Genomic DNA, 21,865 nt, shown 5'->3' on the forward strand with positions numbered 1-21,865 from the left:
ACGCGCCACCGCGCGCACAAGGGAACTAGAGCCCTTCGCCTCGCGTTGACCGGTACGGGAGGGTCCACTGGACGTGGCACCACGAGACCAGTGGACAGCGCAGGTCACAAGGAAGATCAGCAAGCAAGGGTCCCCCTGCCGCATGATTTGGAGGGCGTACCGTGCACCGCCGGCACAACGGGCTCAGGACCGCAGTCCTCCTCGGGGGACTGTCCGCGCTCATCATCGTCATCGGCAGCTTCTTCGGCCGCATGGGGCTCGTCGTCGCCGTCCTGATCGCGCTCGGCACCAACGCGTACGCGTACTGGAACAGCGACAAGCTGGCCCTGCGCGCGATGCGCGCCCGCCCGGTGAGCGAGTTCGAGGCACCGGGGCTGTACCGGATGGTCCGCGAGCTCTCCACCCAGGCCCGCCAGCCCATGCCCCGGCTCTACATCTCCCCGACCGAGGCCCCCAACGCCTTCGCCACCGGCCGCAACCCGCGCAATGCCGCGGTGTGCTGCACCGAGGGCATCCTGCGCCTGCTCGACGAGCGGGAGCTGCGCGGCGTCATCGGCCATGAGCTGAGCCATGTCTACAACCGCGACATCCTGATCTCCTCGGTCGCCGGCGCCCTCGCCTCCGTGATCATGTTCCTGGTCAACTTCGCCTGGCTGATCCCGATCGGCCGCTCGGACGACGACGACGGCCCCGGCCTCCTCGGCATACTGCTGATCATGATCCTCGGCCCGCTCGCCGCGTCCCTCATCCAGCTGGCCATCAGCCGCTCCCGTGAGTACGAGGCGGACGCCTCAGGCGCCCAGCTCACCGGCGACCCCCTGGCCCTCGCGGGCGCGCTGCGCAAACTGGAACTCGGCACCAAACAGCTCCCTCTGCCCCCCGAGCCCCGTATCGAGACGGCCAGCCACATGATGATCGCCAACCCGTTCCGCCCCGGCCAGGGGTTCTCGAAGATGTTCTCCACCCACCCGCCGATGGCGGAACGCATCGCCCGGCTCGAGAGGATGGCAGGTCACCAGTGAAGACCATTCTGAATGTCATATGGCTCGTGTTCAGCGGCTTCTGGCTCTTCCTCGGCTATCTGTTCGCGGGCGTGCTGCTGTGCATCACCATCATCGGCATCCCCTTCGGCGTCGCCGCGTTCCGGATCGGCGTCTACGCCCTGTGGCCCTTCGGATACACGACGGTCGAGCGCCGGGACGCGGGAGCGCCGTCCTTTCTCGTCAACGTGCTCTGGCTGCTCCTGGCCGGCTGGTGGCTGGCGCTCGGCCACATCGTCACCGGCATCGCCCTGTGCGTGACGATCATCGGAATCCCGCTCGGCATCGCCAACTTCAAGCTGATCCCGGTTTCCCTGCTCCCGCTGGGCCGCGAGATCGTACGGACGGACCAGGCGTTCACGGACACATCGCGCTGGTAGGGCGGCAGGGCCGGATCCACGGTCGTACGGCGTGCCAGGACAGGCGAGTTGTCCACAGGCCGGAGGTTGTCCACAGGCCCGCACGATTGTCGGTGGCGGCGCGCATGATGAATGCATGACCGAGCACGAGCAGTTGCTGACACAGGTGGCGGACAAGGCCCGCAACACCCGCCCATGGGGCTGGCCCTCCCTCCCCAACCCGGTCGACGCGGCCACACTGGCCCGCGCCGAGGGCACGCTGGGCTTCACCCTGCCCCCACTGCTCGCCGAGCTCTATCTGCGCATAGCGGACGGCGGATTCGGCCCCGAGTACGGTCTGCTGCCCCTGCTGGACAGCCCGCCCTCCGGTGAGCCCGCCGCCGTGGTCCAGTACCTCGCCAACCGTGAGAGCGGCCGCGAGGATCCCGACTGGCCCTGGCCGGAGGGAGTGCTGCCGATAACCCACTGGGGCTGCGGCATGTACGCCTGCGTCGACTGCCGCTCGCCCCGGGCCGCCGTCCTCCTCTTCGAACCCAACCCGGGCGACCCCGACCACGCCTGGTTCCTCGACGCCCCCGCCCTCACGGACTGGCTCCACTCCTGGATCCAGGGCACGGGCTGGTACGAGGAGGAGAACGAGGGCATGGACCTGGCCCCCTGGCCCGGCTTCACCGACCCCGCACCACAGGAGCGGACCTTCTGACCGGACCGGCCGGCCACAGAACCCCGGACGGCACGGTCGCGAGGCATCCGACGACGAGGCCGGGGCGCCCCCGGTCACCCGGCAGCCCGGCGACAGGGCTACCGCCCCGCCCACCGCCGTACGCCGTAAGCCGCCGCCCCCGCCGCCAGCACCCCCGCGCCCGCGGTCACCGAGACCCACGGCAGGGAGAACGCCAGTACCAGGCATCCGGCGAGTCCCAGCGCCGGCAGTGCCCGCGCCGCCGGCCGGGCGTCGAGCGTCCAGGCGGAGGCGTTGGCCACCGCGTAGTACGCCAGCACACCGAAGGAGGAGAAACCGATCGCGCCCCGTACGTCCACCGTGGCGGCCAGGACGGCGACCACCGCGCCCACGGCCAGTTCCGCCCGGTGCGGCACCCGGAACCGCGGGTGCACGGCCGCGAGTGCACCCGGCAGATGCCGGTCCCGCGCCATGGCCAGCGTCGTCCGCGAGACCCCCAGGACCAGGGCGAGCAGCGAACCCAGCGCGGCCACCGCCGCACCCGCCCGCACCACCGGCACCAGCTCGCCGAACCCCGCGGCCCGCACGGCGTCCGCGAGCGGCGCCGTGGCGTCACCCAGCCCCTTCGGCCCCAGCACCGAGAGGACGGCCACGGCGACGGCCGCGTACACCACCAGCGCGATACCCAGGGCCAGCGGGATCGCCCGCGGAATGGTGCGTGCCGGATCCCGGACCTCCTCACCGAGGGTCGCGATACGGGCGTACCCGGCGAAGGCGAAGAACAGCAGGCCGGCCGCCTGAAGCACCCCGCCCACACCCCCCGAGAGCCCGATGTCCAGCCGCCCGGCACCGGCCTGCCCCGACGTCAGGCACACGACCACCACACAAGCGAGGACGGCCAGGACCACACCCACGATCGCCCGCGTCAGCCACGCGGACTTCTGGACACCGCCGTAGTTCACCGCGGTCAGCAGCACGACGGCGGCGACCGCCACGGCATGCGCCTGCCCAGGCCAGACGTACGCGCCGACGGTGAGCGCCATCGCCGCGCAGGACGCCGTCTTCCCGACCACGAACGCCCAGCCGGCGAGATAACCCCAGAACTCCCCGAGCCGCTCACGCCCGTACACGTACGTGCCGCCCGACGCCGGGTACAGGGCGGCGAGGCGCGCCGACGACGTGGCGTTGCAGTAGGCGATCACGGCGGCCACCGCCAGCCCCAGCAGCAGCCCGGAGCCGGCCGCGTGCGCGGCGGGGGCGAGGGCGGCGAAGATGCCGGCCCCCACCATGGAGCCGAGACCGATGACCACGGCGTCACCGACGCCGAGCGTGCGCCGCAACTGAGGACCGGAGGTGTCTGTCACGGGACGGCACCCTACTGAGCAGGTGCAACCACGAGATGGACGTGTGACGTCTGTCAGGGTGCAAGAACAGCGGGAAAGGGGCAGGTGCAGGGCATGACGATCATCAGCTGGATCATTCTCGGACTGCTGGCCGGGGCGATAGCGAAGTTCCTGCTGCCCGGCCGCGACCCGGGAGGCCTCATCGGCACGACCCTCATCGGAGTCGTCGGCGCGTTCATCGGCGGCTGGATATCGGCCCGTTGGCTCGACCACCCGGTCACCAAGGACTTCTACGACGGCACCACCTGGGTCGCCGCGATCGGGGGCTCGCTGGTCCTGCTGATCGCCTACCGCATCCTGTTCGGCAACTCACGCAGCTGACCGGCCGGCTCACCCCGGACGGCAGCCGGCGGGCGGAAAGGGCGGGCACCATCACGATGCCCGCCCTTCGCGTCCGTCACCGGACCTACCGGTAGTTCACGAACTGCAGCGCGAATTCGAAGTCCTTGCCCTTGAGCAGCGCGATGACGGTCTGCAGATCGTCGCGGCTCTTGGAGCTGACGCGCAGTTCGTCACCCTGCACCTGGGCCTTCACGCCCTTGGGGCCCTCATCGCGGATGATCTTCGCGACCTTCTTCGCGTTGTCCTGGGAGATGCCCTCCTCGATGGACGCGAAGATCTTGTACTCCTTGCCCGAGAGCTGGGGCTCGCCCGCGTCCAGGGCCTTCAGGGAGATGCCCCGCTTGATCAGCTTGGACTGGAAGACGTCGAGGACGGCCTTCACCCGGTCCTCGGAGTTCGCCTCCATGAGGATCTTCTCCCCGGACCATGAGATCGAGGCACCCACGCCCTTGAAGTCGTAGCGCTGGGAGATCTCCTTGGCGGTCTGGTTGAGGGCGTTGTCGACCTCCTGCCGCTCGACCTTCGAGACGATGTCGAAACTGGAGTCGGCCATGTCCTGTGGCTCCTTGAATCGGGGTGCGTACCGGGCAGCGCACCGGATGCGTACGTGAGGCGGCCCCCGAGCCCGGCGTTCGGTACCCGGCCGCATCCGGACCAGCCTAGTCACCCGCCGGGCCCCCGGTGGCGATCAATCGGGTGGCGAAGCACCCCTGCCCATCGGGTATTGTTTACGTCGTTGCCAAGGAGCACCGCCGAAAAGCGGTACAACGGGCAGCAACCCCGGCGGTGTGCCCGAGCGGCCAAAGGGAGCAGACTGTAAATCTGCCGGCTCAGCCTTCCCAGGTTCGAATCCTGGCGCCGCCACACTGGGGAAGAGACCCCTTCCGGACTACGGAAACGTAGTCCGGAAGGGGTCTCTTCGTGTGTGCACGTCCGGTGTTCGCGCGGGGCGGGTGCGGGGCACACTGGGCGCATGTCGTCCCGTCGCCGTCACTGTCCCGTGTGCCGTCGTGAGATCGCCGTCGTCGCCGGACGGTACGCGCGGCACGATCCGCCCGGCGCCCGGCGGATCGGGGAACTGACTTCCTGCCCCGGGTCGCGCAGGCACGCCCAACTCGGCGCGGAGCAGCCCTCGCTGGACGGCTACACCGTGCCTGAGTTCCCGGGGCAGATGCCCCTCTTCTGACCGCCGGACGGGACCTAGTTCCCGGCCACCGACTTCACCGCCACCGACACCGGCGCCGGGCCGCTGATCAGTTCCAGGGTCAGACCCGCCGTCGCGGGGGAGTCCACCAGTTCGGCCAGTACGGCGGCCACGTCGTCGCGCGGGATCGGCCCGCCGCCCGTGTGGGCCTCCAGACGGACCCGGCCGGTGCCGGCGTCGTCGGTGAGCCGGCCGGGGCGCAGGACCGTCCAGTCCAGGGCGTCCAGGCCCCGTACGTACGCGTCCGCCTCGCCCTTGGCGCGCAGGTACACGTCGAAGACCTCGTCGCCCTCGTGCGCCGGGTCCGCGCCCATGGACGAGACGATCACGAAGCGCCGTACGCCCGCGCGGACGGCCGCGTCGGCGAAGAGGACCGCCGCCGCCCTGTCCACCGTCTCCTTGCGGCCCACACCGCTGCCCGGCCCGGCGCCCGCCGCGAACACCGCCGCGTCCGCGCCCTCCAGCCGTTCCGCGACCTCCTCCACCGACGCCGACTCCAGGTCCAGCACGACCGGTTCGGCACCCAGGCGCCGCAGTTCGTCCGCCTGTTCGGGTTTGCGGATGATGCCCGCCGCCTCGTCCCCGCGCGCGGCGAGCAACCGCTCCAGCCGCAGCGCGATCTGACCATGACCACCAGCGATGACAATGCGCATGTCTCCGACCGTACGCCGGGGCGCCCCCGTCCGCCGCGCAACCCCCCGGAGCCGCACGGGTGCTACGCGGGCCCCCGGCCCTGCCTGGGCAACCCCGTCCCCTCCTCCGCCGGCGCCGAACCGCGGTACTCCCGCACCGCGCTCGTCCACGCCACCACCCGCCCCGCGTGCACCACGACGCGGCTGTACGCCGACGACAGCGCCCCCGAGAGCTTCTCCCCGCGCACCGCCAGCAGTTCGGCCGGGAAACCCGCCTCCACGCGCACCTCGGGCAGCCCCAGGGCCGCCCGCGCCGCCGCGCCCACCGCCGTACAGGCGTCGTCGGCGGTCAGCCCGTGGCGGGAGGCCAGCAGATACGCCGCCTCCAGCGGATCGCCGCGGCCCACCGGGTTCGACACGTCCCGCAGCGCCCCGCTCCCGGCGGCCACCCGCACCCCCGCCGACCGCAGCAGCCGTACCGGAGCCACGCCCCGGCGGTCGACGGCGCCGCAGCCGCCCTGCGGCAGGCACACCACCGTCACCCCGGCCGCCGCGAGCCGGTCCGCCGCCCGGGCGGCCGAGTCGGCCGGCAGCCGGGCGAGACCGCCGCACGGTCCGACGGCGACCCCTGGCCGCAGCCCGCCCGCCATCGCCGCGAACCGGGCCAGCCGGACGGGATCGGCGGCGTCCGTGTGCAGGTCGACCGGGCAGCCGTGCTCGGAGGCGAGCTCCAGGACCGCCTCCACGTAGCCGGTGGGATCGGGGTCGAGGTCCGGACAGCCGCCCACCGCGGACGCGCCCATCTTCATCGCGTCCCGCAGCACCGCGAGCCCGTCCGCGCCGGCCACCCCCGTCAGCAGCCGGGGCATGGCCACCGTCGTGAGTTCGGCCAGCCCGCGCAGCGAACGCCCCGCCCCCAGTACGGCGGTCAGCGCGCCGAGCCCGGCCATGTCGCCCACGCGCACATGGGCCCGCAGCGCCGTCGCCCCGTGCCCGAGCTGGAGCAGCGCCGCCTCCGTCGTACGCCGCCGGACGTCCCGGGGGTCGTACGAGACGGGGCCGCCGGCGTCGGCGGACAGGGCGGTGTCCGCGTGGGCGTGGGGTTCGGCGGGGGCCGGCAGGAGCAGATAGCCGGTGAGGTCGACCCGCGTGCCGCACGCGCGTGTGCCCTCCGCCGCCAGGCTGCCGGCCGTACCGACCGCCTCGATGCGCCCGCCGCCCAGCCGTACGTCCACGGTCCGGCCGTCGGTGAGACGCGCGCCGCACAGCAGCAGCGGGGCCGGATCGACCGGCACCGGCCCCGGCGACGAGGGCGGGCGGGGCGGTGGCTGCGGCCGGCTGTCGGGCATCGCACTCCAGGGGCTCGGACTGCGCTCGGAGGGCAAGGTCACGCGGGGAGAATCGCGCGGAAAAGATCACGCAGAGTGAGTCGAGCCTAGGCCGGGGGGCCACCCCTCGCCGGGAGGAGGCCAATAGTCGTACCGGCGTGGTCCGTCCCGGAAGCGGGGGCCGAAACGGATTTGGGCGAACGGCGGCGGAGCGTGTAATGTCTTCATCGCTCGCCCCAATAGCTCAGTCGGCAGAGCGTCTCCATGGTAAGGAGAAGGTCAACGGTTCGATTCCGTTTTGGGGCTCTGGTGTGTGAGGTTCCCGTCGCGAGACGGGGTCCGATCGCATCAAAGCGGTGTAGCTCAGTCGGTAGAGCAAGCGGCTCATAATCGCTGTGTCACCGGTTCAAGTCCGGTCACCGCTACAGACAGTAGCCGATTGCGGGGTCGGTCCTTCGATCGGCTACTCTTGCTTGCGTAAATAAAGTCGATCCGTCCGTCAAGGAGCACTCACGTGGCTGCCACCGACGTCCGCCCGAAGATCACGCTGGCCTGCGTGGAGTGCAAGGAGCGGAACTACATCACCAAGAAGAACCGGCGTAACAACCCGGACCGTCTTGAGATGAAGAAGCACTGCCCGCGTTGCAACGCGCACACCGCGCACCGCGAAACGCGATAAAACAGGCTCGTACACGAGGCCGTCCCCCCAGCCAAGGGGGGCGGCCTCGTGTCGTTTTCCCGTGGGACCAGACACCCAGGCAGACCAAGTCAGACACAGGAGGTGCCGCGCGCATGGCGCTCGACCAGTCCTTCGTGGGGCGGAGCTACCCGCCCACCGAGCCCTACGAGGTGGGCCGGGAGAAGATCCGTGAGTTCGCCGAAGCGGTGGGGGACGCCAACCCGGCGTACACGGACGCGGAGGCCGCCAAGGCGCTCGGCCACCCCGATGTGATCGCCCCGCCCACCTTCGTCTTCGCCATCACCTTCAAGGCCGCCGGGCAGGTCGTCGCCGACCCCCGGCTCGGCCTGGACTACAGCCGGGTGGTGCACGGCGACCAGAAGTTCGCCTACGTCCGTCCGGTGCGCGCGGGTGACCTGCTGACCGTCACCTCGACCATCGAGACGATCCGTTCGATGGCCGGCAACGACATACTCGACATCCGCGGCGAGGTGCACGACCAGAACGGCGAACACGTCGTCACCGCCTGGACCAAGCTGGTGGCCCGCGGGGCCGAGGAGGCGTGAAGCACATGACGGCACAGATCTCCTACGCCGACGTCGAGGTCGGCACCGAGCTGCCCGCACAGACGTTCCCCGTGACGCGCGCGACCCTCGTCCGGTACGCGGGTGCCTCCGGCGACTTCAACCCGATCCACTGGAACGAGCGGTTCGCCAAGGAGGTCGGCCTGCCCGACGTGATCGCGCACGGCATGTTCACCATGGCCGAGGCGATCCGCGTGGTGACCGACTGGGCGGGCGACCCGGGCGCGGTCGTCGAGTACGGCGTCCGCTTCACCCGTCCGGTCGTCGTCCCCGACGACGAGCAGGGCGCCGTCATCGAGGTCAGCGGCAAGGTCGCCGCCAAGCTCGACGACAACACGGTCCGCGTGGACCTCCTCGCGATGAGCGCCGGCCAGAAGGTGCTGGGCATGTCGCGGGCGGTCGTCCGGCTGAGCTGAGCCGGACGCAGCGGGGGCGGGGCTGTCGGTGCCGTCTCGTAGTCTTGAGCCCGTGCAGGAACTCCACGACGCCCCCCTCGCCCCGCTGACCACCTTCCGGCTGGGCGGTCCCGCGACCCGGCTGGTCACCGCGACGACCGACGACGAGGTGATCGCCGCCGTCCGCGAGGCCGACGACAGCGGTACGCCGCTGCTGGTCATCGGCGGCGGCTCCAACCTGGTCATCGGCGACAAGGGCTTCGACGGCACCGCCCTCGTCGTCGCGACCAGGGGCTTCGCCCTGGACGGTACGCGGCTGGAGCTGGCGGCCGGTGAGGTGTGGACCGACGCCGTCGCCCGCACCGTGGAAGCCGGCCTCGCCGGCGTCGAATGCCTGGCCGGCATCCCCGGCTCGGCCGGCGCCACCCCGATCCAGAACGTGGGGGCGTACGGCCAGGAGGTCTCCTCCACGATCACCGAGGTCGTCGCCTACGACCGCAGGGCCGGCGAGACCGTCACCCTCGGCAACGAGGAGTGCGCCTTCTCCTACCGCCACAGCCGCTTCAAGGCCGACCCCGAGCGGTACGTCGTGCTGCGCGTGCGCTTCCGGCTGGAGGACGCGGGCGGCCTCTCCGGGCCCGTCAAGTACGCCGAGACGGCCCGCGTCCTCGGCGTCGCGCCGGGCCGGCGGGTACCGCTGGCCACGGCCCGCGAGACGGTGCTGAAACTCCGGGCGGGCAAGGGCATGGTCCTGGACCCCGAGGACCACGACACCTGGTCGGCCGGCTCCTTCTTCACCAACCCCGTCCTCGACGAGGAGGCGTTCACCGCCTTCCGCGCCCGGGTCCGGGAACACCTCGGCGACGGCGTGGAGCCCCCCGCGTACCCCGCGGGCGAGGGCCGCACCAAGACCTCCGCCGCCTGGCTGATCGACAAGGCCGGCTACACCAAGGGCTACGGCGACGGCCCGGCCCGCATCTCCACGAAGCACACCCTCGCCCTCACCAACCGGGGGGACGCGACCACCGAGGACCTCCTCGCGCTGGCCCGCGAGGTCGTCGCGGGCGTCCACGAGGCGTTCGGCATCACCCTGGTCAACGAACCGGTGACGGTGGGCGTCAGTCTCTAGCGGAATCTCCGTCGCCGGGAGCGGGGGCGGGGCCGGCGCGCCTGCCCCGGCGGCACGGTCGCCCGCGGTCAGGCGGGGGTGGTGAGCCAGGTGTCCACGCCCGACAGGAGGTCCGACTTCACCGAGGCCGGGGCTGTCGAGGCGCGTACCGACTGGCGGGCCAGTTCGGCCAGTTCCCCGTCCGTGAAGGCGTGGTGGTGGCGGGCCAGCTCGTACTGGGCCGTGAGGCGGGAGCCGAAGAGCAGGGGGTCGTCGGCGCCCAGGGCCAGGGGGACGCCCGCGTCGAAGAGGGTGCGCAGGGGGACGTCCTCCGGCTTGTCGTAGACGCCCAGGGCCACGTTCGACGCCGGGCACACCTCACACGTCACCTGGCGGTCGGCGAGCCGCTGCAGCAGCCGCGGGTCCTCCGCCGCCCGTACGCCGTGGCCGATACGGTCCGCCTCCAGGTCGTCCAGACAGTCCCGTACCGACGCGGGCCCGGTCAGCTCGCCGCCGTGCGGTGCCGACAGCAGCCCGCCCTCGCGCGCGATCGCGAACGCCCGGTCGAAGTCGCGCGCCATCCCGCGCCGCTCGTCGTTGGAGAGGCCGAACCCGACGATCCCCCGGTCCGCGTACCGCACCGCCAGCCGGGCCAGGGTGCGCGCGTCCAGCGGATGCTTCATACGGTTGGCGGCCACCAGCACCCGCATCCCGATCCCGGTGTCCCGCCGTGCCGTGTCCACCGCGTCCAGGATGATCTCCAGCGCCGGGATCAGCCCGCCCAGCCGGGGCGCGTACGACGTCGGGTCGACCTGGATCTCCAGCCACCCGGAGCCGTCCCGCAGATCCTCCTCCGCCGCCTCCCGCACCAGCCGCTGGATGTCCTCGGGCTCCCGCACGCACGAGCGCGCCGCGTCGTACAGCCGCTGGAAACGGAACCAGCCGCGCTCGTCCGTGGCCCGCAGTCTCGGCGGCTCCCCGCTCGTCAGCGCGTCGGTCAGCGACTCGGGCAGGCGCACGCCGTACTTGTCGGCCAGTTCCAGCACGGTGGTGGGCCGCATGGACCCGGTGAAGTGCAGGTGCAGATGGGCCTTCGGCAGTGCGGAGAGATCACGTACACGCGGGGGGTTCGGGGGGTGCCCCCCTGAAGAGCTCAGCATTCGCCGATCCTGCCGCACACCCTCGCCGTCCCGGTAGCGCTTTCCCCTTTAGTGGTCTTGCTCGCACAAACGAACAGGGGCACCCGGGAGATCCCGGGTGCCCCTGCGACGTGGGGGACGACGTCAGTCGCGGGCCTCCGCGAGCAGCTTCTGGAGGCGGCTCACGCCCTCGACGAGGTCCTCGTCACCCAGCGCGTACGACAGCCGCAGATAGCCGGGTGTGCCGAATGCCTCACCCGGTACCACCGCGACCTCGGCCTCCTCGAGGATGAGCGCCGCCAGCTCGACCGAGCTCTGCGGACGCCTGCCCCGGATGTCCTTGCCGAGCAGCGCCTTCACCGAGGGGTAGGCGTAGAACGCGCCCTCGGGCTCCGGGCAGACCACACCGTCGATCTCGTTGAGCATCCGGACGATGGTCCTGCGCCGCCGGTCGAACGCCTCCCGCATCGTCGCGACCGCGTCCAGGTTCCCGGACACGGCGGCGAGTGCGGCCACCTGGGCGACGTTGGACACGTTGGACGTGGCGTGCGACTGGAGGTTGGTCGCGGCCTTCACCACGTCCTTCGGGCCGACGATCCAGCCGACCCGCCAGCCCGTCATCGCGTAGGTCTTCGCCACACCGTTGACCACGACGCACTTGTCGCGCAGCTCGGGCACCAGCGCGGGCAGCGACACGGACACGGCGTCGCCGTAGACCAGGTGCTCGTAGATCTCGTCGGTGAGCACCCACAGGCCGTGCTCGACGGCCCAGCGGCCGATCGCCTCGGTCTCGGCCTCGCTGTAGACCGCGCCGGTCGGGTTGGACGGGGAGACGAAGAGGACGACCTTCGTCCGCTCGGTGCGGGCCGCCTCCAGCTGCTCCACGCTCACGCGGTAGCCGGTGGTCTCGTCGGCGACGACCTCCACCGGGACGCCGCCGGCCAGCCGGATCGACTCCGGGTACGTCGTCCAGTACGGCGCCGGGACGATGACCTCGTCGCCCGGGTCGAGGATCGCCGCGAAGGCCTCGTAGATGGCCTGCTTGCCGCCGTTGGTGACCAGGATCTGGGAGGGGTCCACCTCGTAGCCGGAGTCGCGCAGCGTCTTGGCGGCGATCGCGGACTTCAGCTCCGGCAGACCGCCGGCCGGGGTGTACCGGTGGTACTTCGGGTTCTTGCAGGCCTCGATCGCGGCCTCGACGATGTAGTCCGGCGTCGGGAAGTCGGGCTCACCGGCGCCGAAGCCGATCACCGGTCGCCCGGCGGCCTTGAGGGCCTTGGCCTTGGCGTCCACGGCGAGGGTGGCGGACTCGGAGATCGCGCCGACTCGGGCGGAGACCCGGCGCTCGGTGGGAGGGGTTGCAGCGCTCATGGGCCCATCGTTCCAGACCGGAAACCCACGCGGCACGGGGGTTTCACGGAGTGAACAGGTCCGGGCAAACCCCTGAACACCAGTCCGGATCGGCACCGCCGGCGCCGTCCGGCCAGGACGATCTTCCGCCGGACCGTTCCTCCCAGGCACTTTCTGTTCGACGCCCGGCCCAGGAACACGTACACTCTCACCTCGTTGGCCTTAAGCGGCCCGCGCTCAGCCGGTGCACACCAAGCATCCGGTCGGATGCGGTACGTTGGGGAACGCACAAAGGGTCGTAGCTCAATTGGTAGAGCACTGGTCTCCAAAACCAGCGGTTGGGGGTTCAAGTCCCTCCGGCCCTGCTATACACACACCTTCGCCAGGATGTGTGCGCATGTACGTACAGCAATGCACCGCCGTGCGGGCTCGAACCGGGCGCGGCACGGCCACGACCCGGAATCAGGTGAGGACGAGTGACGGACGCCGTGGGCTCCATCGACATGCCTGATGCCCAGGACGAAGCACCGGATTCCAAGAAGAAGGCCCGCAAGGGCGGCAAGCGGGCCAAGAAGGGTCCGCTGAAGCGCCTCGCCCTCTTCTACCGTCAGATCGTCGCGGAGCTCCGCAAGGTCGTCTGGCCGACGCGGAATCAGCTGACGTCGTACACGACGGCAGTGATCGTCTTCGTCGTCCTGATGATCGGTCTGATCACCCTGATCGACTATGGCCTCAGTCACGCCGCCAAGTACGTCTTCGGCTGAGCCGAGAGCGAAGAGCGCCGAGGTATCCGGCGCTCCTTTTCGCATGTTCCACCCCTTGTATCCAGGAAGAAGCAGCCACCGTGTCTGACCCGAACGTGAACGACGCCGTCGAGCCTTACGGCGAAGGGGCCGAGTCCGCCGAGGACGCGCCCGCCGCCGTCGAGGCCGCGGACGTCGAGGACACCGAGGCCTCCGCCGAGGCCGAGGCTGCCGACACCGACGCGGACGAGAGCGCCGAGCCGGACGAGACCACCGAGGCCGAGGAGGCCGAAGAGCCCGAGGACGACCGCGACCCGGTCGAGAAGCTCCGCGAGGAACTGCGGACGCTGCCCGGCGAGTGGTACGTCATCCACACCTACGCGGGCTACGAGAACCGGGTGAAGACCAACCTGGAGCAGCGCGCCGTCTCGCTGAACGTCGAGGACTACATCTTCCAGGCCGAGGTGCCGCAGGAAGAGGTCGTCCAGATCAAGAACGGCGACCGCAAGACGATCAAGCAGAACAAGCTCCCGGGCTACGTCCTGGTCCGCATGGACCTGACGAACGAGTCCTGGGGTGTCGTCCGCAACACCCCCGGTGTCACCGGCTTCGTGGGCAACGCCTACGACCCCTACCCGCTGACGCTGGACGAGATCGTCAAGATGCTCGCCCCGGAGGCCGAGGAGAAGGCCGCCCGCGAGGCAGCCGAGGCCGAGGGCAAGCCGGCCCCGCAGCGCAAGGTCGAGGTCCAGGTGCTGGACTTCGAGGTCGGCGACTCGGTCACCGTCACCGACGGCCCGTTCGCCACGCTGCAGGCGACCATCAACGAGATCAACCCCGACTCCAAGAAGGTCAAGGGCCTGGTGGAGATCTTCGGCCGGGAGACGCCGGTCGAGCTCTCCTTCGACCAGATCCAGAAGAACTAGTCCTTCTGGCACAGAGCTTCCGCGCAGGTCAGCCGAGTGCTCGCGCACTGGGCTGACCTGCTCGGTTTTTAGCCGCGCATCCATACCCGTTATCGTTGTGCGGTATGCCTGCGTCCGGGTTGTCCCCTGACGCGGGCAGGACCCGAATCGAAAGGACCCGGAGAGTCATGCCTCCCAAGAAGAAGAAGGTCACGGGGCTCATCAAGCTCCAGATCCAGGCCGGTGCCGCGAACCCGGCCCCGCCGGTCGGCCCCGCGCTGGGTCAGCACGGCGTGAACATCATGGAGTTCTGCAAGGCCTACAACGCCGCGACCGAGTCGCAGCGTGGCTGGGTCATCCCGGTGGAGATCACGGTCTACGAGGACCGTTCCTTCACCTTCGTCACCAAGACCCCGCCGGCCGCCAAGATGATCCTCAAGGCCGCGGGTGTGGAGAAGGGCTCCGGCGAGCCGCACAAGACCAAGGTCGCGAAGATCACGCGTGACCAGGTCCGTGAGATCGCCACGACGAAGATGCCCGACCTCAACGCCAACGACCTGGACGCCGCCGAGAAGATCATCGCCGGCACCGCCCGTTCCATGGGCGTCACGGTCGAGGGCTGACCTCCACCCCCGTAAGCCAAGCAGTAGTGGAAGGGCCGGCTCGGCCCGGACCACGACTCCTCAGATTCCACAGGAGCTTTCAGTGAGCAAGCGCAGCAAGTCTCTCCGCGCTGCGGACGCCAAGATCGACCGGGAGAAGCAGTACGCCCCGCTCGAGGCCGTCCGTCTCGCCAAGGAGACGTCCACGAGCAAGTTCGACGGCACCGTCGAGGTCGCCTTCCGCCTGGGTGTCGACCCGCGCAAGGCCGACCAGATGGTCCGTGGCACCGTGAACCTCCCGCACGGCACCGGCAAGACCGCCCGGGTCCTGGTCTTCGCGACCGGTGACCGTGCCGAGGCCGCACGCGCCGCGGGCGCCGACATCGTCGGCGCCGACGAGCTGATCGACGAGGTGTCGAAGGGCCGTCTGGACTTCGACGCCGTCGTCGCCACCCCGGACCTCATGGGCAAGGTCGGCCGCCTCGGCCGCGTGCTCGGTCCGCGTGGTCTGATGCCGAACCCGAAGACCGGCACCGTGACCCCGGACGTCACCAAGGCCGTCAACGACATCAAGGGCGGCAAGATCGAGTTCCGCGTCGACAAGCACTCGAACCTGCACTTCATCATCGGCAAGACGTCGTTCGACGACACCAAGCTGGTGGAGAACTACGCCGCGGCGCTGGAGGAGATCCTCCGTCTGAAGCCGTCGGCCGCCAAGGGTCGTTACATCAAGAAGGCCGCCATCAGCACCACGATGGGCCCCGGCATTCCGCTCGACTCGAACCGCACCCGCAACCTCCTCGTCGAGGAGGACCCGGCCGCCGTCTGAGCCGGGCGGGCCGACCGACCGGCCCGTGCACCACAGCACACCCGCCCCCGTGTCTCGCCCGAGACACGGGGGCGGGTTTTTTCGTACGACTGTGTCAGTGGAGTGGGCTACGGTCTCAGTGCGTTCACAGACGGAGCACAGCGAACAAAACAACCAGGGGTGGGATTCATGGGCATGGCCGCATGGAAGCGTGTGGGTGTCTGTCTGACGGCCGTGGCCGTTGTCGCGGGCGTGGCGGGCTGTCAGGGCGGTGACGGGGACGGGACGAAGAAGAAGGCCGGGGGCTCCACGGAGTCCAAGGTCCAGACGCAGAACGAGATGACGGAAGTCCTCCAGGCCGCGTTCAAGAACACCTCGGAGGCCAAGTCCTCCAAGGTGCGCATGACGATGGAGATGCCGGCCGGCCCGATGGGCGGGGGGAGCATGCAGATGTCCGGCGTCCAGGGCTGGGACCCGGCCGTCATGGACGTCACCATGAAGGGTTCGGCGCTCACCGAGGGCTCCCCGGACGGTCCCGAGCAGTCACGCATGATCATGCTGGACGGCGTCATGTACATGGACATGGGCGCGGAGTCGGCCGCCGAGATGGACGGCAAGCGCTGGATGAAGATGGACTTCGGCGCCATGGCGGAGGCGACCGGTGACCCCGAGACCCAGAAGCAGATGACCGGCGGCCTGGAGAACATGAACCAGGACCCGGCGAAGCAGCTGGCCATGCTGCTCGGTTCCAAGAGCCTCAAGCACGTGGGCCCGGAGAAGGTCGACGGGGTCGCGACGCAGCACTACAAGGGCACCCTGAGCATCGAGGAGATGCTCGACGCCAACAAGGCGCTCGACGGCATGTTCACCGACGAGGAGCGCGAGCAACTCGTCGCCAACATGAAGAAGAGCGGCCTGAAGGGCTACGACACCGAGGTCTGGGTCAACGAGGACGACTACCCGGCCAAGATGGTCGTCGGCATGCAGATGTCCGAGGGCACGATGAAGATCGTCTCCCACTACTCCGACTACGGAGCCGCAGCCGAGGTCAAGGCGCCGGCGGCGAGCGAGACGGTCGACTTCATGGAGATGCTCCAGGACCTGGAGGACCTGGGCGCCGGCGCCTAGGAACGCCCCCGATCGGCCGATTTGCTTGTCGCCGATCCGTTCGCGTACTCTTCCACAGAAGCCAAAGACCGCTGGTCGTTGCCGTGCGCTCATCAGAGCATACGGTGGCCGAAGGATCCGCTGAACTGCGGACGACCCGCGCAGGTGTGAGTGGAAGAGTTCCCGGAGCTCGCTGCCGCAAGGAAGCGAACAACCGGTTGAGCTACGCCCCGTGCGCCTGCGCCCGGGGCGTTTCGTTTTCCCCAGTCCTCCTTCGGGTCCGCGCGGTCCGAATCACCCGGAAGGAGGCCGAGGCTCTATGGCGAGGCCCGACAAGGCTGCCGCGGTTGCCGAGTTGACGGACCAGTTCCGCAACTCCAACGCCGCCGTGCTGACCGAGTACCGCGGTCTCACCGTGGCTCAGCTCAAGCAGCTGCGCCGTTCGCTCGGTGAGAACGCCCAGTACGCCGTGGTGAAGAACACGCTGACCAAGATTGCGGCCAACGAGGCCGGGATCTCGACGCTGGACGACCTGTTCAACGGTCCGACGGCAGTCGCCTTCGTCACCGGTGACCCGGTGGAGTCGGCGAAGGGTCTTCGTGACTTCGCCAAGGACAACCCGAATCTCGTCATCAAGGGCGGTGTCCTTGACGGCAAGGCGATGTCCGCCGACGAGATCAAGAAGCTTGCGGACCTCGAGTCCCGCGAGGTTCTGCTCGCCAAGCTGGCGGGCGCTTTCAAGGGCAAGCAGACGCAGACTGCTCAGCTCCTCCAGGCGCTCCCCTCGAAGCTCGTCCGCACCGTGGACGCGCTCCGTGCCAAGCAGGCCGAGCAGGGCGGTGCCGAGTAATTCGGCTCGCTTTCCGATCCTCGCCGCATGAACCGCATGAGGTGAGGGTCGACGCGGGCCCGACGTCTACGCAGTAATGCCGTAAGGCACACGCCCGCCTCACCCCGTACATCCGGCATCCGCCGAATTAGTGGAAGGACCGCCATCATGGCGAAGCTCAGCCAGGAAGACCTGCTCGCGCAGTTCGAGGAGATGACCCTCATCGAGCTCTCCGAGTTCGTGAAGGCCTTCGAGGAGAAGTTCGACGTCACCGCCGCCGCTGCCGTCGCCGCCGCCCCGGCCGCCGCTGCCGCCCCGGCCGAGGCCGCTGCCGAGCAGGACGAGTTCGACGTCATCCTCACCGGTGCCGGCGACAAGAAGATCCAGGTCATCAAGGTCGTGCGTGAGCTCACCTCCCTGGGTCTGAAGGAGGCCAAGGACCTCGTGGACGGCGCCCCGAAGCCCGTCCTCGAGAAGGTCGCCAAGGACGCCGCCGAGAAGGCCGCCGAGTCCCTCAAGGGCGCCGGCGCCTCCGTCGAGGTCAAGTAACACCCTCCGGGTCCCCAGGATCCGGCGCGCGTCCCCAGGGACGTGTAACGCTCAAGCGCTGAGGAGCGATCATCCATCCGGGTGGTCGCTCTTCGGCGTACCGGGGGGTCGGAGGCGGCTGCCTTGCCCCCGGGACGGCGGGGGGTATGGTGATCTTCGTTGTGGCCTCCACCGGCCGTGAAGATCGCCTGGTGGCAGGCGGTCACGGCAAGGGGGGCCTTGACGAACCGCACGCGGCGCGCAATTCTCAGGACGCGTCGTCACAAGGATCCGAATCCGAGGCATGGATCGACGGCAAAGAGGGCAGTATCACGGTGCGTTGAGGGCAGCGCCTTGTCGCAGGAGTTGAGAAGAACGAGGGCCTCCACCGGTCTCGCGGACCGGCATTGGACATCAGTGTGCCAAGTGGCTACACTGACCCTTTGCGCTGCCTGTTAGCTGTCCCCTGCCCGTCACCAGGGGCATGCCCTCACTCGAGTATGGACGACTTGATCATCTCTGACCTGGGATGTCTGTCTCTCTGCCCAGTGGGGGGCCGGTACGCGCGTAGTGAGTCCGAGCCCTCGGAAGGACCCCCTCTTGGCCGCCTCGCGCAACGCCTCGACCGCGAATACGAACAACGGCGCCAGCACCGCCCCGCTGCGCATTTCCTTTGCAAAGATCAAGGAGCCTCTCGAGGTTCCGAACCTGCTCGCGCTGCAGACCGAGAGCTTTGACTGGCTGCTCGGCAACACCGCCTGGCAGAGTCGGGTCGAGGAGGCTCTCGAGAACGGCCAGGACGTCCCCACCAAGTCCGGTCTGGAGGAGATCTTCGAAGAGATCTCCCCGATCGAGGACTTCTCCGGGTCGATGTCCCTGACCTTCCGTGACCACCGCTTCGAGCCGCCGAAGAACTCCATCGACGAGTGCAAGGACCGCGACTTCACGTACGCCGCCCCGCTCTTCGTCACCGCCGAGTTCACCAACAACGAGACCGGCGAGATCAAGTCCCAGACCGTCTTCATGGGCGACTTCCCGCTCATGACGAACAAGGGCACCTTCGTCATCAACGGCACCGAGCGTGTCGTGGTGTCCCAGCTGGTCCGCTCGCCCGGCGTCTACTTCGACTCCAGCATCGACAAGACGTCCGACAAGGACATCTTCTCCGCCAAGATCATCCCGTCCCGGGGTGCCTGGCTGGAGATGGAGATCGACAAGCGCGACATGGTCGGCGTACGCATCGACCGCAAGCGCAAGCAGTCCGTGACCGTCCTTCTGAAGGCGCTCGGCTGGACCACCGAGCAGATCCTCGAGGAGTTCGGCGAGTACGAGTCCATGCGCGCCACCCTGGAGAAGGACCACACCCAGGGTCAGGACGACGCGCTGCTCGACATCTACCGCAAGCTCCGTCCGGGCGAGCCCCCCACGCGTGAGGCCGCGCAGACGCTGCTCGAGAACCTCTACTTCAACCCCAAGCGCTACGACCTGGCCAAGGTCGGCCGCTACAAGGTCAACAAGAAGCTCGGCGGGGACGAGCCGCTGGACGCCGGCGTGCTCACCACCGACGACATCATCGCCACCATCAAGTACCTGGTGAAGCTGCACGCCGGCGAGGTCGAGACGGTCGGCGGCTCCGGGCGTTCGATCATCGTCGAGACCGACGACATCGACCACTTCGGCAACCGCCGCATCCGTAACGTCGGCGAGCTGATCCAGAACCAGGTCCGTACGGGTCTCGCCCGTATGGAGCGTGTCGTGCGCGAGCGCATGACGACCCAGGACGTCGAGGCGATCACGCCGCAGACCCTGATCAACATCCGGCCGGTCGTCGCCTCCATCAAGGAGTTCTTCGGCACCAGCCAGCTGTCCCAGTTCATGGACCAGAACAACCCGCTGTCGGGGCTGACGCACAAGCGTCGTCTGAACGCCCTCGGCCCGGGTGGTCTCTCCCGTGAGCGGGCCGGCTTCGAGGTCCGCGACGTGCACCCGTCGCACTACGGCCGCATGTGCCCCATCGAGACGCCCGAAGGCCCGAACATCGGTCTGATCGGCTCGCTCGCCTCGTACGGCCGGATCAACCCGTTCGGCTTCATCGAGACGCCGTACCGCAAGGTCGTCGACGGCCAGGTCACCGACGAGGTCGACTACCTGACCGCCGACGAGGAGGACCGCTTCGTCATCGCGCAGGCCAACGCGCCGCTCAGCGACGACATGCGGTTCGTGGAGAACCGGATCCTGGTCCGCCGCCGCGGCGGCGAGGTCGACTACGTCCCCGGCGACGAGGTCGACTACATGGACGTCTCGCCGCGCCAGATGGTGTCGGTCGCGACCGCCATGATCCCGTTCCTCGAGCACGACGACGCCAACCGTGCCCTCATGGGCGCGAACATGATGCGCCAGGCCGTGCCGCTGATCAAGAGCGAGTCCCCGCTCGTCGGCACCGGCATGGAGTACCGCTCCGCCGTCGACGCCGGCGACGTGGTCAAGGCCGAGAAGGACGGTGTGGTCCAGGAGGTCTCCGCGGACTACATCACCACCGCCAACGACGACGGCACGTACATCACGTACCGCCTGGCGAAGTTCTCCCGCTCCAACCAGGGCACCTCGGTCAACCAGAAGGTCATCGTCAACGAGGGCGACCGGATCATCACCGGCCAGGTCCTCGCCGACGGCCCCGCCACCGAGAACGGCGAGATGGCGCTCGGCAAGAACCTGCTGGTCGCGTTCATGCCGTGGGAGGGCCACAACTACGAGGACGCGATCATCCTGTCGCAGCGCCTCGTGCAGGACGACGTCCTCTCCTCGATCCACATCGAGGAGCACGAGGTCGACGCCCGTGACACCAAGCTCGGCCCCGAGGAGATCACCCGGGACATCCCGAACGTCTCCGAGGAGGTCCTCGCCGACCTCGACGAGCGCGGCATCATCCGCATCGGTGCCGAGGTCGTCGCCGGCGACATCCTCGTCGGCAAGGTCACGCCCAAGGGTGAGACCGAGCTGACCCCGGAGGAGCGCCTGCTGCGTGCGATCTTCGGTGAGAAGGCCCGTGAGGTCCGCGACACCTCGCTGAAGGTCCCGCACGGCGAGATCGGCAAGGTCATCGGCGTCCGCGTCTTCGACCGCGAGGAGGGCGACGAGCTTCCCCCCGGTGTCAACCAGCTGGTGCGCGTCTACGTCGCGCAGAAGCGGAAGATCACCGACGGTGACAAGCTCGCCGGCCGGCACGGCAACAAGGGCGTCATTTCCAAGATCAACCCGATCGAGGACATGCCGTTCCTGGAGGACGGCACGCCCGTCGACATCATCCTCAACCCGCTGGGTGTCCCGTCCCGAATGAACCCGGGACAGGTCCTGGAGATCCACCTCGGCTGGCTCGCCAGCCGCGGCTGGGACGTCTCCGGCCTCGCGGAGGAGTGGGCCGAGCGGCTCCAGGTCATCGGCGCCGACAAGGTCGAGCCCGGTACCAACGTCGCCACCCCGGTCTTCGACGGCGCGCGTGAGGACGAGCTCGCGGGTCTGCTCCAGCACACCATCCCGAACCGGGACGGCGAGCGCATGGTGCTTCCCTCCGGCAAGGCGCGGCTGTACGACGGCCGCTCGGGTGAGCCGTTCCCGGAGCCGATCTCGGTCGGTTACATGTACATCCTCAAGCTGCACCACCTGGTCGACGACAAGCTGCACGCGCGTTCGACCGGTCCGTACAGCATGATCACCCAGCAGCCGCTGGGTGGTAAGGCTCAGTTCGGTGGCCAGCGGTTCGGCGAGATGGAGGTGTGGGCACTCGAGGCGTACGGCGCCGCCTACGCCCTCCAGGAGCTGCTGACCATCAAGTCCGACGACGTCACCGGCCGCGTGAAGGTCTACGAGGCCATCGTCAAGGGCGAGAACATCCCCGAGCCCGGCATCCCCGAGTCCTTCAAGGTGCTCATCAAGGAGATGCAGTCCCTGTGCCTGAACGTGGAGGTGCTGTCCAGCGACGGTATGTCCATCGAGATGCGTGACACCGACGAGGACGTCTTCCGCGCGGCGGAGGAGCTCGGCATCGACCTGTCCCGGCGCGAGCCGAGCAGCGTCGAAGAGGTCTGACGGGAGTCCGGC

24 protein-coding genes and 4 tRNA genes are annotated in these 21,865 nt (G+C 69.2%); 22 read left to right on the top strand and 6 right to left on the bottom strand.

Going from position 1 to position 21,865, the window contains the following annotated elements; all coding sequences use genetic code 11:
- Window positions 1-161 precede the first annotated feature (161 nt).
- The 3 genes from htpX (at window position 162) to IF28_RS0117580 (ending at window position 2,102) form a co-directional block, all read left to right on the top strand.
- Window positions 162-1,022, top strand: coding sequence for a zinc metalloprotease HtpX (gene htpX / locus IF28_RS0117570; RefSeq protein WP_030220846.1), 861 nt, complete (start codon window positions 162-164; stop codon window positions 1,020-1,022).
- A complete protein-coding gene (locus tag IF28_RS0117575; RefSeq protein WP_030220849.1) occupies window positions 1,019-1,420 on the top strand; it encodes a YccF domain-containing protein in 402 nt (133 codons plus the stop codon). Before htpX ends, IF28_RS0117575 begins: the two co-directional genes overlap by 4 nt.
- Before the next feature lie 115 nt (window positions 1,421-1,535).
- On the top strand, window positions 1,536-2,102 hold the full coding sequence (locus IF28_RS0117580; protein ID WP_030220852.1) for an SMI1/KNR4 family protein: 567 nt from the start codon (window positions 1,536-1,538) through the stop codon (window positions 2,100-2,102).
- A 98-nt stretch (window positions 2,103-2,200) separates the two neighbouring features.
- Here the strand turns inward: IF28_RS0117580 and IF28_RS0117585 are convergent, their stop codons facing one another.
- Complete coding sequence (locus tag IF28_RS0117585) at window positions 2,201-3,445, bottom strand: APC family permease (RefSeq protein WP_030220854.1); 1,245 nt, start codon at window positions 3,443-3,445, stop codon at window positions 2,201-2,203.
- A 93-nt stretch (window positions 3,446-3,538) separates the two neighbouring features.
- Between IF28_RS0117585 and IF28_RS0117590 the strand changes: the two genes are divergently transcribed.
- Complete coding sequence (locus tag IF28_RS0117590) at window positions 3,539-3,805, top strand: GlsB/YeaQ/YmgE family stress response membrane protein (protein WP_030220856.1); 267 nt, start codon at window positions 3,539-3,541, stop codon at window positions 3,803-3,805.
- 85 nt (window positions 3,806-3,890) lie between these two features.
- On the opposite strand, the gene IF28_RS0117595 is transcribed toward IF28_RS0117590, so the two are convergent.
- Window positions 3,891-4,379, bottom strand: coding sequence for a YajQ family cyclic di-GMP-binding protein (locus IF28_RS0117595; RefSeq protein WP_030220858.1), 489 nt, complete (start codon window positions 4,377-4,379; stop codon window positions 3,891-3,893).
- Window positions 4,380-4,608: 229 nt separating this feature from the next.
- On the opposite strand from IF28_RS0117595, the gene IF28_RS0117600 reads away from it, so the two are divergent.
- Both IF28_RS0117600 and IF28_RS0117605 read left to right on the top strand, forming a co-directional pair.
- Window positions 4,609-4,690, top strand: a tRNA-Tyr gene (locus tag IF28_RS0117600).
- 109 nt (window positions 4,691-4,799) lie between these two features.
- On the top strand, window positions 4,800-5,012 hold the full coding sequence (locus IF28_RS0117605; protein ID WP_030220861.1) for a hypothetical protein: 213 nt from the start codon (window positions 4,800-4,802) through the stop codon (window positions 5,010-5,012).
- Between the two features lie 14 nt (window positions 5,013-5,026).
- Here IF28_RS0117605 and IF28_RS0117610 read toward each other — a convergent pair whose 3' ends face one another.
- Both IF28_RS0117610 and IF28_RS0117615 read right to left on the bottom strand, forming a co-directional pair.
- Window positions 5,027-5,683 (bottom strand): NAD(P)H-binding protein, encoded by a 657-nt coding sequence (locus IF28_RS0117610; RefSeq protein ID WP_030220865.1) that lies wholly within the window; start codon window positions 5,681-5,683, stop codon window positions 5,027-5,029.
- Between the two features lie 62 nt (window positions 5,684-5,745).
- Entirely contained in the window at window positions 5,746-7,011 is a 1,266-nt protein-coding gene (locus tag IF28_RS0117615) for an amidohydrolase family protein (RefSeq protein WP_030220868.1), read from the bottom strand.
- Window positions 7,012-7,223: 212 nt separating this feature from the next.
- Between IF28_RS0117615 and IF28_RS0117620 the strand changes: the two genes are divergently transcribed.
- The 6 genes from IF28_RS0117620 (at window position 7,224) to IF28_RS0117645 (ending at window position 9,777) form a co-directional block, all read left to right on the top strand.
- Window positions 7,224-7,296, top strand: a tRNA-Thr gene (locus tag IF28_RS0117620).
- Window positions 7,297-7,342: 46 nt separating this feature from the next.
- Window positions 7,343-7,415: transfer RNA gene (locus IF28_RS0117625), tRNA-Met, on the top strand.
- 89 nt (window positions 7,416-7,504) lie between these two features.
- The gene (rpmG, locus tag IF28_RS0117630; RefSeq protein WP_003948671.1) at window positions 7,505-7,669 is read left to right on the top strand and encodes a 50S ribosomal protein L33; all 165 of its coding nucleotides are present in this window, start codon (window positions 7,505-7,507) and stop codon (window positions 7,667-7,669) included.
- Between the two features lie 113 nt (window positions 7,670-7,782).
- Window positions 7,783-8,235, top strand: a complete 453-nt coding sequence (locus tag IF28_RS0117635; protein ID WP_030220870.1) for a MaoC family dehydratase N-terminal domain-containing protein — start codon at window positions 7,783-7,785, stop codon at window positions 8,233-8,235.
- 5 nt (window positions 8,236-8,240) lie between these two features.
- Window positions 8,241-8,669, top strand: coding sequence for a MaoC family dehydratase (locus IF28_RS0117640; protein ID WP_030220873.1), 429 nt, complete (start codon window positions 8,241-8,243; stop codon window positions 8,667-8,669).
- A 52-nt stretch (window positions 8,670-8,721) separates the two neighbouring features.
- Window positions 8,722-9,777 (top strand): UDP-N-acetylmuramate dehydrogenase, encoded by a 1,056-nt coding sequence (locus tag IF28_RS0117645; RefSeq protein WP_030220877.1) that lies wholly within the window; start codon window positions 8,722-8,724, stop codon window positions 9,775-9,777.
- A gap of 68 nt (window positions 9,778-9,845) precedes the next feature.
- Here the strand turns inward: IF28_RS0117645 and IF28_RS0117650 are convergent, their stop codons facing one another.
- Both IF28_RS0117650 and IF28_RS0117655 read right to left on the bottom strand, forming a co-directional pair.
- Window positions 9,846-10,916: an adenosine deaminase gene (locus tag IF28_RS0117650; protein ID WP_051713777.1), complete on the bottom strand. Its 1,071-nt coding sequence runs from the start codon at window positions 10,914-10,916 to the stop codon at window positions 9,846-9,848.
- A gap of 123 nt (window positions 10,917-11,039) precedes the next feature.
- Window positions 11,040-12,266 carry a pyridoxal phosphate-dependent aminotransferase gene (locus IF28_RS0117655; RefSeq protein ID WP_030220881.1) on the bottom strand — a complete coding sequence of 409 codons (1,227 nt, stop codon included), beginning with the start codon at window positions 12,264-12,266 and terminating at the stop codon, window positions 11,040-11,042.
- A 271-nt stretch (window positions 12,267-12,537) separates the two neighbouring features.
- On the opposite strand from IF28_RS0117655, the gene IF28_RS0117660 reads away from it, so the two are divergent.
- The 10 genes from IF28_RS0117660 (at window position 12,538) to rpoB (ending at window position 21,853) form a co-directional block, all read left to right on the top strand.
- Window positions 12,538-12,610 (top strand) — tRNA-Trp (locus tag IF28_RS0117660).
- A 111-nt stretch (window positions 12,611-12,721) separates the two neighbouring features.
- Window positions 12,722-13,009 carry a preprotein translocase subunit SecE gene (secE, locus tag IF28_RS0117665; RefSeq protein WP_030220886.1) on the top strand — a complete coding sequence of 96 codons (288 nt, stop codon included), beginning with the start codon at window positions 12,722-12,724 and terminating at the stop codon, window positions 13,007-13,009.
- An 80-nt stretch (window positions 13,010-13,089) separates the two neighbouring features.
- On the top strand, window positions 13,090-13,914 hold the full coding sequence (gene nusG / locus IF28_RS0117670) for a transcription termination/antitermination protein NusG (protein ID WP_030220890.1): 825 nt from the start codon (window positions 13,090-13,092) through the stop codon (window positions 13,912-13,914).
- 167 nt (window positions 13,915-14,081) lie between these two features.
- The gene (gene rplK / locus IF28_RS0117675; protein ID WP_004927359.1) at window positions 14,082-14,516 is read left to right on the top strand and encodes a 50S ribosomal protein L11; all 435 of its coding nucleotides are present in this window, start codon (window positions 14,082-14,084) and stop codon (window positions 14,514-14,516) included.
- Window positions 14,517-14,598: 82 nt separating this feature from the next.
- The gene (rplA, locus tag IF28_RS0117680; RefSeq protein WP_030220897.1) at window positions 14,599-15,324 is read left to right on the top strand and encodes a 50S ribosomal protein L1; all 726 of its coding nucleotides are present in this window, start codon (window positions 14,599-14,601) and stop codon (window positions 15,322-15,324) included.
- Between the two features lie 168 nt (window positions 15,325-15,492).
- A complete protein-coding gene (locus tag IF28_RS0117685) occupies window positions 15,493-16,431 on the top strand; it encodes a hypothetical protein (protein ID WP_030220900.1) in 939 nt (312 codons plus the stop codon).
- Window positions 16,432-16,729: 298 nt separating this feature from the next.
- Window positions 16,730-17,260 (top strand): 50S ribosomal protein L10, encoded by a 531-nt coding sequence (gene rplJ, locus IF28_RS0117690; RefSeq protein WP_030220903.1) that lies wholly within the window; start codon window positions 16,730-16,732, stop codon window positions 17,258-17,260.
- Between the two features lie 147 nt (window positions 17,261-17,407).
- A complete protein-coding gene (rplL, locus tag IF28_RS0117695; protein WP_030220906.1) occupies window positions 17,408-17,788 on the top strand; it encodes a 50S ribosomal protein L7/L12 in 381 nt (126 codons plus the stop codon).
- A gap of 146 nt (window positions 17,789-17,934) precedes the next feature.
- Window positions 17,935-18,111: a hypothetical protein gene (locus IF28_RS39225; RefSeq protein ID WP_158713695.1), complete on the top strand. Its 177-nt coding sequence runs from the start codon at window positions 17,935-17,937 to the stop codon at window positions 18,109-18,111.
- A gap of 256 nt (window positions 18,112-18,367) precedes the next feature.
- Window positions 18,368-21,853, top strand: a complete 3,486-nt coding sequence (gene rpoB / locus IF28_RS0117700) for a DNA-directed RNA polymerase subunit beta (protein ID WP_030220909.1) — start codon at window positions 18,368-18,370, stop codon at window positions 21,851-21,853.
- Window positions 21,854-21,865: the final 12 nt, after the last annotated feature.

It is taken from the genome of Streptomyces sp. NRRL WC-3626 (assembly GCF_000718785.1).
Taxonomy (GTDB): domain Bacteria; phylum Actinomycetota; class Actinomycetes; order Streptomycetales; family Streptomycetaceae; genus Streptomyces; species Streptomyces edwardsiae.

Bases quoted from the DNA above. Each gene is read 5' to 3' on its own strand.
- IF28_RS0117605 (WP_030220861.1), top strand. From the start codon at position 4,800: ATGTCGTCCCGTCGCCGTCACTGTCCCGTGTGCCGTCGTGAGATCGCC.
- IF28_RS0117655 (WP_030220881.1), bottom strand. From the start codon at position 12,266: ATGAGCGCTGCAACCCCTCCCACCGAGCGCCGGGTCTCCGCCCGAGTC.
- IF28_RS39225 (WP_158713695.1), top strand. From the start codon at position 17,935: ATGGTGATCTTCGTTGTGGCCTCCACCGGCCGTGAAGATCGCCTGGTG.
- IF28_RS0117610 (WP_030220865.1), bottom strand. From the start codon at position 5,683: ATGCGCATTGTCATCGCTGGTGGTCATGGTCAGATCGCGCTGCGGCTG.
- IF28_RS0117595 (WP_030220858.1), bottom strand. From the start codon at position 4,379: ATGGCCGACTCCAGTTTCGACATCGTCTCGAAGGTCGAGCGGCAGGAG.
- IF28_RS0117685 (WP_030220900.1), top strand. From the start codon at position 15,493: ATGGGCATGGCCGCATGGAAGCGTGTGGGTGTCTGTCTGACGGCCGTG.
- IF28_RS0117650 (WP_051713777.1), bottom strand. From the start codon at position 10,916: ATGCTGAGCTCTTCAGGGGGGCACCCCCCGAACCCCCCGCGTGTACGT.
- IF28_RS0117580 (WP_030220852.1), top strand. From the start codon at position 1,536: ATGACCGAGCACGAGCAGTTGCTGACACAGGTGGCGGACAAGGCCCGC.
- IF28_RS0117640 (WP_030220873.1), top strand. From the start codon at position 8,241: ATGACGGCACAGATCTCCTACGCCGACGTCGAGGTCGGCACCGAGCTG.
- IF28_RS0117615 (WP_030220868.1), bottom strand. From the start codon at position 7,011: ATGCCCGACAGCCGGCCGCAGCCACCGCCCCGCCCGCCCTCGTCGCCG.
- rplK (WP_004927359.1), top strand. From the start codon at position 14,082: ATGCCTCCCAAGAAGAAGAAGGTCACGGGGCTCATCAAGCTCCAGATC.
- IF28_RS0117635 (WP_030220870.1), top strand. From the start codon at position 7,783: ATGGCGCTCGACCAGTCCTTCGTGGGGCGGAGCTACCCGCCCACCGAG.
- IF28_RS0117590 (WP_030220856.1), top strand. From the start codon at position 3,539: ATGACGATCATCAGCTGGATCATTCTCGGACTGCTGGCCGGGGCGATA.
- rplJ (WP_030220903.1), top strand. From the start codon at position 16,730: ATGGCGAGGCCCGACAAGGCTGCCGCGGTTGCCGAGTTGACGGACCAG.
- rplL (WP_030220906.1), top strand. From the start codon at position 17,408: ATGGCGAAGCTCAGCCAGGAAGACCTGCTCGCGCAGTTCGAGGAGATG.